Source organism: Micromonospora sp. RTP1Z1 (assembly GCF_033804685.1).
Classification (GTDB): domain Bacteria; phylum Actinomycetota; class Actinomycetes; order Mycobacteriales; family Micromonosporaceae; genus Micromonospora.
In genome coordinates this window covers 1-13233 of sequence record NZ_JAPFQV010000008.1, presented here as the reverse complement: position 1 = coordinate 13233, position 13233 = coordinate 1, and the positions used below count along the sequence as shown (strand labels likewise).

The following is a 13233-nucleotide window of genomic DNA, read 5'->3' as shown; positions in this document are numbered from 1 at the left end:
TCAGGACGTGCGTGACAGATCAGTCTCGGGACGTAGGTGACACATCCGGCTAGACGATCTTGTTGTTGTCGGTGCGCTTGCCGTCGGGCTTGGTGACCCGGACGTAGGCGGCGAAGCCGTTGCGGTACGGAGAGATCAAGCCTTCGCCGTTGGCACCGGCACGGCCGGGCATCAGGCGACATCCTGCCGCTCGACCTGGTCGCGGAGGTACTAATCGACCCCTCGGGCAGGGTGCGACGGTACTTGCCGTCCTTGATGGAGCGCAGCTCGCCGGTGGATCTTCATCTTGACCGAGGGTGCCGATGGTGATGGTTACGGGGGGTGTCGTCCGCGGTGCGGCGATCGGTGGCGGGTGTCGCTGAGCTGGCCAAGGTGACGGAGTCGCGGCGGGCTTGGTGAGGAAGTGGTCGACGAACCCAAGCATGTGGGCCCAGCGCCGAAGCCCGGCGTAGGGGGTTCGTGGTGGTGTCAAGGCCGTTCCACGCCGAGGGATCAACCCCGCAGTAAGTCCGTCAGCCAGCATGCCCCGGTGCGTGAAATCAGATCGGCGCAGTTTCGGGGTCCGGTGTAGGGAGCGGTGTGGGGGTTGGTATGCCTGTGGGGTGGCGGAGCGAGCGAACGACGGGCAGCCTGCGGTAGGCGGCGACGGGCCGGCGGAGGACGGTGGAACGGCGTCCCAGACATCGCTGGCGGGCCACCGGACGGCGGGGCTGGGGTTGCTGCTGGGCGCGTTGGGTGTGGTGTATGGCGATATCGGCACCAGCCCGCTGTACGCGCTGAAGACGGTCTTTACCCTCGACCGCAGCCTGACACCGGACGCTCCCGACGTGTTCGGGGTGATCTCGTGGGTCTTCTGGTCGATCATCCTGATCGTTTCGGTCAAATACGTCATTTTCATTCTGCGGGCCGACAACGAGGGCGAGGGCGGGGTGATGGCCCTGGCCGCCCTCGCTCGAAGGGCGCTGCTCAAGGCAAGCGAAAGGCGCGCCGCCACGGTGCTGGCGCTCGGGGCGCTCGGTGCCGCGCTGTTCTACGGCGACAGTGTGATCACCCCGGCGATCTCGGTGTTGTCGGCGGTGGAAGGGCTGGAGGTCATCTCCCCTGGCTGGGCGGTGGTAGTCCTGCCGGCGTCGGCGGTGATCCTCACCCTGCTGTTCGCCATCCAGCGATGGGGCACCGGACGGGTCGGGGCCGTGTTCGGGCCGACCATGGTGCTCTGGTTTGTCTGTATCGGCGTTGCCGGCGCGGCCGAGGTGTTGCGTTACCCGGGCGTTCTGGCCGGCTTGTCGCCGACGTACGCGGTCTTGTTCGTCGTGGCTCACCCGGTCATCGCGTTCATCGCGATGGGCGCCGTGGTGCTGGCGATCACCGGCGCCGAAGCGCTCTACGCCGACATGGGTCACTTCGGCCGCGCCCCGATTCGCCGGGCCTGGTTCGCGATCGTGTTTCCCGCGTTGACGCTCAACTACCTCGGCCAGGGCGCGTTGATCCTACGGGCACCGGACAGCCGGGCTGATCCGTTCTTCCTGCTGCTGCCAGACTGGGCGCGGCTGCCGATGGTCATTCTGGCCACCGTGGCCACCGTGATCGCGTCCCAGTCGGTGATCTCCGGGGCGTTCTCGGTGTCCCGGGAGGCCATGCGGCTGGGCTTCCTGCCGCACCTGCGCATCCGGCAGACCTCCCGCCGGGCGTACGGGCAGATCTACGCGCCCGGAGTGAATTGGAGCCTGTTCGCGGCAGTCTTGCTAGTGACGTTCGCGTTCGGCTCATCAACGAACCTTGCCGCCGCCTACGGGGTGGCAGTCACCGGCACCTTCCTGATCACCACAACCCTGTTCCTCGTCGTCGCACGGGCGTGGTGGCACTGGACCACCTGGCAGCTAGTGCTGTTCGGGGTCGTCTTCGGCACCATCGAGCTGACCTTCTTCACCGCGAACCTGGCCAAGGTCACCCACGGCGGCTGGCTGACGCTGCTCATCGCGATCATCCTGTTCACAGTCCTGCTGACGTGGCGGCGCGGCGCCGAACTCGTCACCGCCCGGCGGACCGAACGAGAAGGACCGCTCCGCGACTTCATCGACACCCTGCACGCCACGAACATCCCGTGGGTGCCGGGCACCGCGGTGTTCCCCCACCCGAACAAGGAGACGACGCCGCTGGCGCTGCGCGCGAACGTGGCGCACAACCACGTTCGGCACGAGCAAATTGTGATCATTACCGGTCGCACCGCCAACGTCCCGCACATTCCCTGGGAGCAGCGCCTGACCATCGACGATCTCGGCGACCCGAATGACGGCATCATCCACATCGCCGCCGTCTTCGGTTTTCAGGACCCCACCGACTTCCCCGAGGTCCTGCGCCGCGCCGCCACCCACCCCCTCGCCGAAGGGATCGCCCTCGACCAGGTCTCCTACTTCGTCTCGAGGATCACGCTGCGCTGCACCCGTCAACCCGGTATGGCCACCTGGCGTAAACGCCTGTTCATCGCCCTCGCCCACAACGCCGCCAGTCAAACCGAGTTCCTTCACCTGCCCGAGGAACGCACCATCGTCCTCAGCGCTGAAGTCCCCGTCTGAGCCCGCCCCGATCAGCCGGGGACTGTAAAACGAACGGTGTAACTCCTGATCAAGGAGCAGCACCTGATGACGGATGTCGTGATCACCGAGGTCGATGCTGACCAGGTGGCGAAGCGTGGGCCGCGCTGCTCGAACGGGTCGGCCGAGGTGTGCAGCCCACGGCGGCGGGCCGACTGCTCACCAGGCACGCGGCCATCATCAGCCAGCACGTCGCCGAGGCCGAGACCGCATTGGCCGACCTGGGCGCGGGGCGTACGGGCCGGCTGACGATCCGCTACTTCGTCTCGGTCGGCCCGACCCTGCTGGCACCCGCCCTCGCCCGACTCCGGCGCGAGCACCCCGGCGTGACGATGGACCCCAAGGTGACCGATCCTGATGATCCACTGCCTGGACGGGGAGCAGGGCAACGCTGACCTGGCCATCGTGGTCCGCCGGCCGAGCGACGAAAGCCACCAGGGCATCCGCGTGGTGCACTGCTCGATGACGGACCATCGTCCCAATCGCGCGGCGGAAGGCGCGCGATGGAGTCCTAGTCACGGAGAGCGGCCATTACCGCGAGGGCGAAGCCTTCCAAGTTGTCGATCATGAGGTTGTGGCCGCAGTTGGGAATCGCCATCACCTCGACACCCGAGGCCGCGAGCCGGTCTGCGTCGAAGCGCGGCCCGTCAGCTGCCGGGTACAGGAGCGTGCGCGGGATGGTCAGCTTGTCCAGGTGCTCGCGCACCATGGGCATGGTGCCGCGCAGCAGGTTCATGGCACTGCGGTAGAGGGCCTGGGGCCCGGCCAGCCGCATCGTGGCCGCCCACTCCGGCCCGACGAACTCCAGCGTCTCGTCCCAGCCGTGGTCGAGGAACTCCTCCTCGGTGTGATAGACGCCGATGCCGGAACTGCCCGGTCGCTTCGTGGTCGGCAGCGGGTGCACCGGATCGAGGGCGGGGTCGACGAGCACAAGCCGGCGTACCAGCTGGGGGTGGCGTGCGGCGAGGATGACCGCGACCGCGCCGCCCATGCTGTGCGCCACCACGTCGGCGTCGCTCACTGCGGCTTGCTCCAGCGCACGGGCCAAGACGTCCGCGTGCATTTCCAAGGTGTACGCCGCATCGGCCGGCCGGTCGCTGATGCCGAAGCCCAGCATGTCGATGAGGAGCGAGCGGTGGCCGGAAAGGGCTGGATGCGCGACCGCCTCGGCGTAGTACGGCGCCGAGCTGGCTCCCAGGCCGTGGATGTAGACGCGGGTGGGCTGGGCGCCGGGGATCTCCACCCAGCGAATGCGGGAGCCGTCAGGAGCGACTTGAGCGCTATGCATAACGCAGAAGATATCTCGCATCCGAGGTATCCTGGCAACGGGGTATGATCTAGATCATGCTGGAACTGGCGATCCTCGGTTTCCTCTACGACGAGCGGCTCCACGGGTACGACCTCCGCAAACGCATCGCCGCCCTGACCGGACACGTGCGCCCCATCGCCGACGGCACGCTCTACCCCCTGCTCAAGCGCATCGAAGCCGCCGGCCTGCTCACCCGGGAACTCCAACCCGGCCAGGTTGCCGCACCCCGGCACATGCTGTCGCTGACCTCCGCAGGCAGAAAAGCGCTGCTCGACCGGCTCCGTGAACCCGACGAGCTGTTCATCACCGACGAAAACAGGTGGTTTACCCTGCTGGCCTTCCTGCGCCACCTCGATGACCCGGCGGCACAGGCCGCCGTGTTGCAGCGTCGGCTTGACTTCCTCACGCAGCCAGCCAGCTTCTTCTGGGACGGCGAACGGCCACTGCGCGCTGCCGACTTCGACGACCCCTTCCGACAAGGGCTGTTCACGATCGCCACCGCAACGACGCGTAGCGAGCTGAAGTGGCTACGCGAGACAATGGCGACGCTGAACCAGGTCTCATGACGCTCACGCAACAGTAGAATCGGCGCAAGGCACAGACCGGCCGCTGACAGCCGTGACCGGCGGATTCTCACCGGCGCAATGGTGAAAACTGGCCCATGAGCTGCTGGAATCCGGTTCGGATTCCGCCAAAGCATGGGTATGTGCCGGTAGGAAGCCAGTGCTTCCACGCTGGTGAGCTTTTCGGCTGCCCTGAAGGAGCCGGCTCCCTTCTGCGGTCGACAGGCCAAACGCTGTCCGGCTGGCCGTGACGCAATCCGGCTGCGGTGGCCTGCGGGGTCGCCGCAGCCGGGTGGCGGTTGCGGTTGACTCCGCACGACACCTCCGCCCAAGGTCGTCTGATGCTCAAGGGACGCCTCGTAACTCCGTAAGGCGTGGCCCGTGACCGCGCTGGTGCTCACCGGGTGGGGGCGATGGTTTGCAGGTGGGCAACGGCGGAAGCGGTGCCAGTCAATGTGCTGGCCGCGCGGCGGTAAGTCACACAGGACTTTCCAGCACTTGATCCTGGCCAAGGCGTGTTCGACCTGCGCTCGGACCCCGGTGCGGGGCCTTCCCGCGGAGTGCGGGACGCCGTCGGCAGCTCGAGGGCGCACTGCCGGCCCGGTGGCCGTAGCGCATTTAGCAGCAACAATGGCCTTCGCCTGCGAAAAGACGTGTCCTGGTCCGGGCCCTCCAGCAGCTACCGGCCGGCAGGCTTCTGCTGGGCGGCGGGCCCCGCCATAGCCAGGGCCCGCCACTAACACCTCCGCTGGAGGAACGACACCCCCCGGTCGTGGCCATGCAGTAGCGACCAGCGGGAGGCAGCGTCCCAGCGCAAGATCAAAACACGTATGGCCAGGTCAGATCTTCGCCGGGAGCTGGGAACTTCTGGTCCGGTCGCTGCCCCGCGTGGCCGGAGACGGTGGACACCTTCCGCTGGGCGGTGTCCACCGAGCCGAAGTGGTCGGCGCGGGTGGTGACTCCCTGGATCTTCGGCAAAATCTGCCGGGCCACCTGCCGCCACCGCGGCGCGATCGGCATCACCACGGCGGTGCCCGGCCGGTACACCGCCCCGAAGTAGGTGACCGTCAGCGCCATGGAGCGGGTCTTCCCGGAGCCGAAGCAGCTGGGCACTTCGTGCCTCGGCTGCTGCATGCTGCCCTCCCGCGACAGGTGTCGTAGGCGCGCACGCTGCGCAGAGGTCAGATCGGGATGACGGGGCCGCCTCCGGCGATGCCGCCATACAGGCCGGGCTGGCCGGTGAGGACGTGGCAGCCGAGGTCGATCGCGGCGAGGACCGCCGTGGCGGCGTCGACCCGGCCCACGGTGTCGATGGTGACGGCGAGGGCACGCCAGCTGTCCGGATCAGGGGACAGCACCTCGGCGGCGCGGTGGTTGACGAGGAGGGCGAGGCGGTCCTGGTCGACCACGACGCGGGCTGCCTCGGCGAGGCACAGCACGGGCAGGCCGAACACGCAATTCTCTTCGTCGGCGACCTCGGCGATTACCTCGCCCACGTCGATCGACTCGCGGCAGAAGGCGATGATCGCGGAGGCGTCGAGGACGACCCGGACGGTCGGCCCGGTCACGCGGCGCGGGCCGGCAGGCCCAGCTGCTCGCGGGCCGCCGCGTCGAGCTCCGGCGTCCACCGCGCGCGGGCGTCGTCCAGACGGCGGCGGGCTCGCGCCTTCCCCTCGTCGGTCACCTCGATGCCCGCCGCGGCGAGCATCGCCGCGGTGTCGGTGCCGGTATCCGGGCTCTGGCTGGCCATGTCCGCAGGATACCCCCGACCGGGCGCGCAGTCACCCGTGACGTGGAGCGGCCCCGACCCTGCTGGTCGGGGCCGGTGCGGCGCCGGGGAGCGGGAGCGACATGGCTGAGGTGTCGGCGGACCAGACCGAGCGGATCACCTCGCGGCAGTTCCATGAGGCCGACGGCGTCAGGGAGTGGCGGGTGCCTCTTTCTCGTGCTCCCGGTCGACGCATGCCGCGCCTCCGCCTGGTAGGGCAGAGGATCCGCCGACGGCGTCGACCGGGGTGGTGACGTCCTTGTTCTGACCGGAGCTGGCACCGGCCCTTGCGCCCGGGACGGTGCGAACCGGGCCGGCCGGGCGGTCGGATCGGCGGGGGCCGTGTCCGCCGCGGCGGCAGGGCCGAGGCTCGGTGGTGGCGGCGTCAGCGGAGACGATGCTGTCGCCGGAGGAATGGGATGCGGCCCGCCATCCCAGTCTCTCCACCTGAATAAACAATGCTTCGTACGGTCCTGTGGCGTCCTGTCGGCTATCCACCACCGCGAGCACCGGCGGGCTGACTGCGACCTGCCGGGAGCTGTGCGACCCGATTCCGACATCCGGGTCGACGGGCACCGCGCGCCGACAATCGCGTCGAACAATTGTGTATTTGACGGATATCGATCACCCGCGGGCGAAAGTCTGCCAACACACTGTACGGAAATGTTCATCGGCAGCACCGGGAATGTGTGAAGTTCCACAGCCCCCGTAGTCCCGATTGGCTCGGCGTCCATCCTGTCGGTAGGTTTCCGGAGCGGCCCTCATAGCCACATCAGTGTGACCGACATTGATCTCGACATACGACACGCGAAGATGACCACCGATGGCGCGATCTGCCGAAGGTTTTCGTCGGAGAGGAGATCGTGTCTGCGCTCGCTGTGAAGTCACTCTATAAAATATTCGGCAGTCGGCAGGACGAGGCGGTAACACGCCTCGCTGACGGCGCGCCGCGGGCGGAGGCCCTCGCCGGCCTCAACGCCACGGCCGCCGTGATCGACGCGGACTTCGAGGTCCACCCCGGCGAGATCTTCGTGGTGATGGGCCTGTCCGGTTCGGGCAAGTCCACCCTCATTCGGATGCTCAACGGCCTCCTGCGCCCGACCAGGGGCAGTGTGACGGTCGACGGCGTCGAACTGACCACACTCAAGCCCGCCGCGCTGCGCCGGTTGAGGCGCGAGAAGGTCAGCATGGTCTTCCAGCACTTTGCGCTCATGCCGCACCGGACCGTGCTGGAGAACGCCGGCTACGCGCTGGAGGTCGCCGGCCTACCCAAGGCGGAACGGCGCGAACGCGCCCTCGACGCGCTGCGCATGGTGGGCCTGGAGGAGTGGGCGGACAAGCTGCCGCACGACCTCTCCGGGGGCATGCGCCAGCGGGTCGGGCTCGCCCGGGCGCTGGCCGCGGGCACCGACATCCTGCTGATGGACGAGGCGTTCTCCGCACTGGACCCGCTGATCCGGCGGGAGATCCAGGACCAGCTCCTGGAGCTGCAGGCCGAGCTCGGCAAGACGATCGTCTTCATCACCCACGACCTCAACGAGGCCATGCGGCTGGGCCACCGGATCGCCGTGATGCGGGACGGCCGGATCGTCCAGATCGGCACCGCCGAGGAGATCCTCACCGACCCGGCGAACGACTACGTCGCGCAGTTCGTCGCCGACGTCGACCGCACCCGGATCCTCACCGCCTCGTCGGTGATGGAGAAGCCGCACACCGTGCTGGACGTCAACGTCGGCCCCCGGGTCGCCGCCCGCGCGCTGCGGGAGACCCTGACCTCGGTGCTCTACGTGACCGGCCCGGCGAAGCGTTTCCTGGGCACGGTCACCGAGGACGAGATCCTGCGCGCGCTGCGCGAGGGCCGGCAGAGCCTCGACGGGTACGTCTCCACCGAGCGGGTCCGCACCGTCTCGGAGGACACCGCCGTGGCCGACCTCTTCGCCGACTGCGCGGAGAGCGTGCACCCGATGGCCGTGCTGGACGACCGGGGCCGGCTGGTCGGGGTCATCCCCCGGATCACCCTGCTCAGCTCGCTGGCCAGCGCGGTGCCCGACGACCCGTCCGCCGCCGGGGACGCGGCGCCGGCCGTCGCGACGCCGACCGACGCGCCGGTCGCGGCGACACCGGACGCCGTGGTGGTGGACGACCGCGCCGGGACGGTCGACGTCCCGCTCCACGCGAAGGGAGAGCCGGCATGAGCCGCACCGCGTCGCCGCTCGACGTCACGCTGCCCCGGGTGCCGTTGGGCGCCTGGACCGAGGCAGCCGTCGACTGGGCCACCGACACCCTCGGGCCGTTCTTCGACGGGGTCGCCGCGCTGGTCGACACCCTCGTCCGGCCGTTGACCGAGCTGCTGACCGGCGTACCGGCCCTGGCGATCGTGCTGATCGTGGCGGGGCTCGGCTGGTGGCTGCGCGGCTGGAAGTTCGGCCTGGGCACGCTGGTTGGGCTCGGCCTGGTGGCCGGGATGCCGTACTGGGAGGAGACCATGAGCACGCTGGCCCAGGTGCTGGTGGCCAGCACGCTCTCCCTGGTGCTGGCGATCCCGCTGGGCATCCTCGTCGCGGAGAACCGGCGGGCCTCCGCGGTGGCCCGGCCGGTGCTCGACCTGATGCAGACCATGCCGGCCTTCGTCTACCTGATCCCGGCCATCTTCTTCTTCGGCATCGGCACCGTGCCGGGCGTGCTGGCCACCCTGGTGTTCAGCATGCCGCCCGGGGTACGCCTGACCGAACTGGGCCTGCGCCAGGTCGACCGGGAGATCGTCGAGGCGGCCGAATCGTTCGGCGCCCCACCGTGGATGGTGCTGCTCCGGACGAAGGTGCCGCTCGCCCTCCCGACGATCATGACCGGCGTCAACCAGGTCATCATGCTGGCCCTGTCCATGGTGGTCATCGCCGGCATGGTCGGCGCCGGCGGCCTCGGCGACGTGATCATGTTCGCGCTGGCCCAGGTCGAGGTGGGCAGCGGATTCGAGGGCGGCATCGCCGTCGTGGTGCTGGCCGTGGTGCTCGACCGGCTCACCGACTCCATCGGCGACCGATTCCCGTCCGCGCGGGCGCAACGCCTCGCGCGGGAAGCCTGACCGCCGCAATCCTCGCCGGCACCCCTGTCCCGCTCGATCGCGGGTACAGCCGGCTGCCCGACAACAGGAAGGACCTCCCTGTGTTCAAGTCCCTGACCCGCGTCGTCGCCCTGGCGGCGACCGCCGCCCTGGCGCTGGGCGCCACCGCCGCCTGCGGCGAATCCGCCGACAAAGCGTCCGGCGGCAAGGGCAAGAAGATCACCATCGGCTACATGGCGTGGGACGAGGCCATCGCCGCCTCCCACCTCTGGCAGCAGATCCTGGAGAAGGACGGCTACCAGGTCCAGCTGAAGAACCTGGAGGCGGGCCTGGTCTACGGCGGTCTCGCCAGCGGCGACATCGACCTGTTCCTGGACAGCTGGCTGCCCCAGACCCACGCCTCCTACCTCGAGAAGTACGGCGATAAGCTGGAGAAGCTCGGCGTCTGGTACGACGACGCCAGCCTCAGCATCGCCGTGCCGAAGTACGTCGATGGTGTCGACTCGCTGGAGGACCTGGCCGCCAAGGCGGGCGACTTCAATGGTGAGCTCGTCGGCATCGAGCCGGGCGCCGGCCTGACCAAGGCCACCCAGGAGAAGGTCATCCCCGGCTACGGCCTGGACGGCAAGATGAAGCTCAAGACCTCGTCGACCCCGGCGATGCTGGCCGCGCTGGACGGCGCGATCGCCGACAAGAAGCCGATCGCGGTCACCCTCTGGCACCCGCACTGGGCCTACGCCAAGTACGAGCTGAAGGATCTGGCCGACCCGAAGGGCACCCTTGGCGCGGCCGAGCAGGTCAACACCCTGGCCCGCAAGGGGTTCGGGGAGGACTTCCCCGAGGTCGCCGCGAAGCTCAAGAGGTTCAAGATGGACGGCGAGCAGCTCGGCACCCTCGAGGACCTGATGTTCAACGTCCACAAGGGCGACGAGGAGAAGGCCGTCGAGGAGTGGCTGAAGGCGAACCCGGACTACCTGGGGAAGCTCTCCTGAGTTGATCACCCTTCGGGGCAGCGCTCATCGCGGGCGGCGGGGCCGGACGGCCTCGCCGCCCGCGTCGTACCCGACGGGGTTCGTCCCGTGCCCGCGACCGACCGGACGATGCTCAGGCGATGGTCGTGCGCCAGGTCCGACCGTGCGCTCACGGACGCAGCCACCACCCGCGACGGCAGCGAGCAGGGCCATGGTGAGCACGCAGCCGGCGACCTGCCACTGTCTGCGTTCTCGGCTTGCCTGGCGTCACGCATCGACGTACCGTGGCCGGTTGCCGACGGCGGGCGTCGGCGCACGTACCCCAAAGGATCGAACATATGCCGCGTAAGCCCTTCAATCGCAGCATGGTGACGATCCTACTAGGCCTGCTCATCGCAGTGCCGGCCCCGGTCCTCGCAGTGGCGTCGCCGGCATTCGCCGGCGCCGATCGATGCTGCCAGGTGAGCATCGACAACATGCCCGGGAAGTTTCACGGCGGAGGCGACCCCGAGCCCTTCACCCTGCATGTGGTTAACCAAACACAGGAGACTCTCCGGTATCTCAACGTGTCGTTCGTCCTTCAGGCGAATGGTCTAGTCGGAGACCTGGTCCACCTCCAGCGTCAGCGCGTTCTCGGCGGACCACACAGCGTCGGAACGTTCACCCAGCACGGTGTGCAGAACGGTGCCGTAACGGCAAACGATCAGATCGACTTCGGGATGCTGGCGCTGCCGACCGGCGACGGAGTGAACATCCAGTATCAGCTGTCCTTCAACAAGAAGATGCCCAGCACCGGCCTTACGCTTTCAGTACAAGTGCAACCCAAGCGAAGCGACGGGGGCGTCAGCTCCGCCGGCCCGTATCAGTCCACGATCGTGGCAGCGGGACAGCCGACCCAGACTCAGCCAGATCCAACGCCGACTCCAACTCTGAGCGCCCCGGCTAGCGATACGCCGACAGCGGCCGATGCGACCGACGTCGGAGCAGCGCCAACGGACCAGTCATCGCTCATCGTCGGCAGCTCGTCAAGCGGCGGCGGTGGCTCGCTGATGTGGCTGGCGTACACCATTGGCGCTCTGCTCTTGCTCAGCGGAATCGGCGTGATCGGCGTGCTGCTGTGGCGGCGCGGACCTCGCGAAGTTGAGACCGATTGGGACGAGCCGCACCAGTACGGCCAGCCGACATACCCGTGGCCACGCGGCGCAAACAGACCTGAGTTGACCCGGCTAAGGGGCGGTAATCCGACGCACTGAAAAGGGGCGCTCTCCCGTCTGGGAGAGCGCCCCTTTCGCTTACTGACTACGGTGCTGGGAACCTGCGGTGGTGCGAGACCGGTCAGACCCCAAAAGGGGTGAAGGCGCGGGGGTCATGCTGACCCGTGCCGTCTGGTTTTCTTGTACCTGGCGGGCGGTCTGCAGGAAGTCGAGGATCGTCGAAAGTTGATCCTTGTCGTACTTGCCGAGGGCCTGTGCGCCGGCAGCGCCGACCGGAAAGTAGATGTCTTGTTCGATGGCGCGCGCGGCGTCCGTTGCGGTGACCAGGACGCGCCGCCGGTTCTCGGCGTCTCGGGTACGGCGGACCAGGCCGACGCGTTCCAGGCGGTCGATGACCGTGGTGGTCGCCGCTGGGCTGAGTTTGAGGGCGCTGGTGAGTTCCCCCGCCGACAGCGGACCGCCATGGGCGAGGACGAGATCCATCGCGCGCAGGTCTGTGCGGTTGAGTCCGAGCCGAGCGGCGGCAGCTTCGTCGAAGGCGTCGAAGCTCTGCTGGAGCAGGCGCAGCTGCAACGCAACGTCACGGACCAGTTCATCTTTCGACATTCGAAACCTTCAGCTATCGTAGTATCCGACAGTCGAAACGATAGCAGCTCGGGAGTACAAGATGACCACCGACGACCGTGAGATCCGGGATCTGTTCGGCCGGCTCATGCAGGCCTGGACCGACAACGACGCCGTTGCCTACGGGGCCTGCTTCACCGAGGACTCCGACTACGTCTCCTACGACGGCACCCGCGCCATCGGGCGCCTCGACATGCAGAACGCTCACGACCGGCTCTTCCGCGGCGTGCTTGCCGGTTCCGCTCTCGTCGGCGACGTCGAGTCGATCCGGCACGTCGCTACGGGTGTGGCGATCGTCCACGGCACCGCGTCGGTGCTGATGCCCTGGCGCTCGAAGCTGCCCAAACGACGCCTGTCCCGGCAGACACTGGTCGCCGTCCGCACCGATCGTGGCTGGCGGTTCACCGCACTGCACAACGGACGGGTGCGTCCAGTGCGGATTCCGGCCCCGGATTCGCTGCCGTCTCGCATGGCTCAGACCATGGGTCACGCTGCACGCCGCCTCGGGGCGGGCTGGGCTACTGACAGAACCTAACCGTCCTGGCCGAGGCTCGCCTCTACGGTGACGCCCTCATTTGCCGCGAGGCGCGGGCCATGACGACGGCAATGGCCTTGCGATCAGCGGCAACGTGCCCCCAGAGCAGGTGTCGCGTCCTGTCGGCGACCCTTCACCCTTCCCCGATTGTCAGACCGTCCCGCTCGTCGTCCCACGCCGCCGCACTGATACGCCACCCTTCCGCAGTCCGAACGAACTGCAGGGACTTCATCCCTCGACCAGTGAACGGCGCCCCGTCCTGCACGCCTGCCTTGGCATAGGTGCCAAACCAGTGGGCGATATCGCCGAACAGGTCGGTGCGCCCGGATAACTCCCACTCCCTGAAGTCGACCAGCGTGCCGCCAGAAAGCAGAGCCTCACGAGGAGTGATAAATCCCTCCACTCCGTACACCACGGGCTCCGTACCGCAGGTCCTGATGATCACCGCTTGGGGCAGAAACATCGACCTAAGCGTGTCGAGTCGGGTGGAACTGTCAGGACCGGAGGTGAATGCAGCGAAGAACGCCCGCACGATGCCCTCGATCTCTGCATGGTCCAAAGCGGTGCTCGGGCTTGCAGGCACATCGTCGATCA

The 13233-nt window shown here is 68.0% G+C and carries 14 protein-coding genes and 1 pseudogene; 8 read left to right on the top strand and 7 right to left on the bottom strand.

What is annotated here, in order from left to right; genetic code table 11:
- Positions 1-171: 171 nt before the first annotated feature.
- Positions 172-278, bottom strand: a pseudogene (locus SLP03_RS31530) (DNA-binding protein); the annotation flags it as partial.
- Positions 279-602: 324 nt separating this feature from the next.
- Between SLP03_RS31530 and SLP03_RS06245 the strand changes: the two are divergent.
- Both SLP03_RS06245 and SLP03_RS06240 read left to right on the top strand, forming a co-directional pair.
- A complete protein-coding gene (locus tag SLP03_RS06245; protein ID WP_319459556.1) occupies positions 603-2576 on the top strand; it encodes a potassium transporter Kup in 1974 nt (657 codons plus the stop codon).
- Positions 2577-2725: 149 nt separating this feature from the next.
- The gene (locus tag SLP03_RS06240; RefSeq protein ID WP_319459555.1) at positions 2726-2989 is read left to right on the top strand and encodes a LysR substrate-binding domain-containing protein; all 264 of its coding nucleotides are present in this window, start codon (positions 2726-2728) and stop codon (positions 2987-2989) included.
- Positions 2990-3105: 116 nt separating this feature from the next.
- On the opposite strand, the gene SLP03_RS06235 is transcribed toward SLP03_RS06240, so the two are convergent.
- On the bottom strand, positions 3106-3837 hold the full coding sequence (locus SLP03_RS06235; RefSeq protein ID WP_319459554.1) for an alpha/beta hydrolase: 732 nt from the start codon (positions 3835-3837) through the stop codon (positions 3106-3108).
- Between the two features lie 101 nt (positions 3838-3938).
- Between SLP03_RS06235 and SLP03_RS06230 the strand changes: the two genes are divergently transcribed.
- A complete protein-coding gene (locus tag SLP03_RS06230) occupies positions 3939-4469 on the top strand; it encodes a PadR family transcriptional regulator (RefSeq protein ID WP_319459553.1) in 531 nt (176 codons plus the stop codon).
- 816 nt (positions 4470-5285) lie between these two features.
- On the opposite strand, the gene SLP03_RS06225 is transcribed toward SLP03_RS06230, so the two are convergent.
- From SLP03_RS06225 to SLP03_RS06215, 3 genes are read right to left on the bottom strand one after another with little or no spacing between them, the layout of a single operon-like run.
- Complete coding sequence (locus SLP03_RS06225) at positions 5286-5600, bottom strand: hypothetical protein (RefSeq protein ID WP_319459552.1); 315 nt, start codon at positions 5598-5600, stop codon at positions 5286-5288.
- Positions 5601-5647: 47 nt separating this feature from the next.
- Positions 5648-6034 carry a hypothetical protein gene (locus tag SLP03_RS06220; protein WP_319459551.1) on the bottom strand — a complete coding sequence of 129 codons (387 nt, stop codon included), beginning with the start codon at positions 6032-6034 and terminating at the stop codon, positions 5648-5650.
- Complete coding sequence (locus tag SLP03_RS06215; protein WP_319459550.1) at positions 6031-6216, bottom strand: hypothetical protein; 186 nt, start codon at positions 6214-6216, stop codon at positions 6031-6033. Before SLP03_RS06215 ends, SLP03_RS06220 begins: the two co-directional genes overlap by 4 nt.
- Before the next feature lie 881 nt (positions 6217-7097).
- Here SLP03_RS06215 and SLP03_RS06210 point away from each other — a divergent pair.
- The 4 genes from SLP03_RS06210 to SLP03_RS06195 all read left to right on the top strand — a co-directional run bounded on the left by SLP03_RS06210 (position 7098) and on the right by SLP03_RS06195 (position 11519).
- Entirely contained in the window at positions 7098-8429 is a 1332-nt protein-coding gene (locus SLP03_RS06210) for a quaternary amine ABC transporter ATP-binding protein (RefSeq protein ID WP_413644467.1), read from the top strand.
- Positions 8426-9316, top strand: coding sequence for an ABC transporter permease (locus SLP03_RS06205; RefSeq protein WP_319459549.1), 891 nt, complete (start codon positions 8426-8428; stop codon positions 9314-9316). Before SLP03_RS06210 ends, SLP03_RS06205 begins: the two co-directional genes overlap by 4 nt.
- 80 nt (positions 9317-9396) lie before the next feature.
- Positions 9397-10287, top strand: a complete 891-nt coding sequence (locus SLP03_RS06200) for a glycine betaine ABC transporter substrate-binding protein (protein WP_319459548.1) — start codon at positions 9397-9399, stop codon at positions 10285-10287.
- Between the two features lie 344 nt (positions 10288-10631).
- Positions 10632-11519 carry a hypothetical protein gene (locus SLP03_RS06195; protein WP_319459547.1) on the top strand — a complete coding sequence of 296 codons (888 nt, stop codon included), beginning with the start codon at positions 10632-10634 and terminating at the stop codon, positions 11517-11519.
- 39 nt (positions 11520-11558) lie between these two features.
- Here SLP03_RS06195 and SLP03_RS06190 read toward each other — a convergent pair whose 3' ends face one another.
- Positions 11559-12086, bottom strand: coding sequence for a MarR family transcriptional regulator (locus SLP03_RS06190; protein ID WP_319459546.1), 528 nt, complete (start codon positions 12084-12086; stop codon positions 11559-11561).
- 61 nt (positions 12087-12147) lie between these two features.
- On the opposite strand from SLP03_RS06190, the gene SLP03_RS06185 reads away from it, so the two are divergent.
- Positions 12148-12639 (top strand): SgcJ/EcaC family oxidoreductase, encoded by a 492-nt coding sequence (locus tag SLP03_RS06185; protein ID WP_319459545.1) that lies wholly within the window; start codon positions 12148-12150, stop codon positions 12637-12639.
- Between the two features lie 133 nt (positions 12640-12772).
- On the opposite strand, the gene SLP03_RS06180 is transcribed toward SLP03_RS06185, so the two are convergent.
- A partial coding sequence (locus SLP03_RS06180; RefSeq protein ID WP_319459544.1) for a hypothetical protein occupies positions 12773-13233 on the bottom strand: 461 nt, incomplete at its 5' end.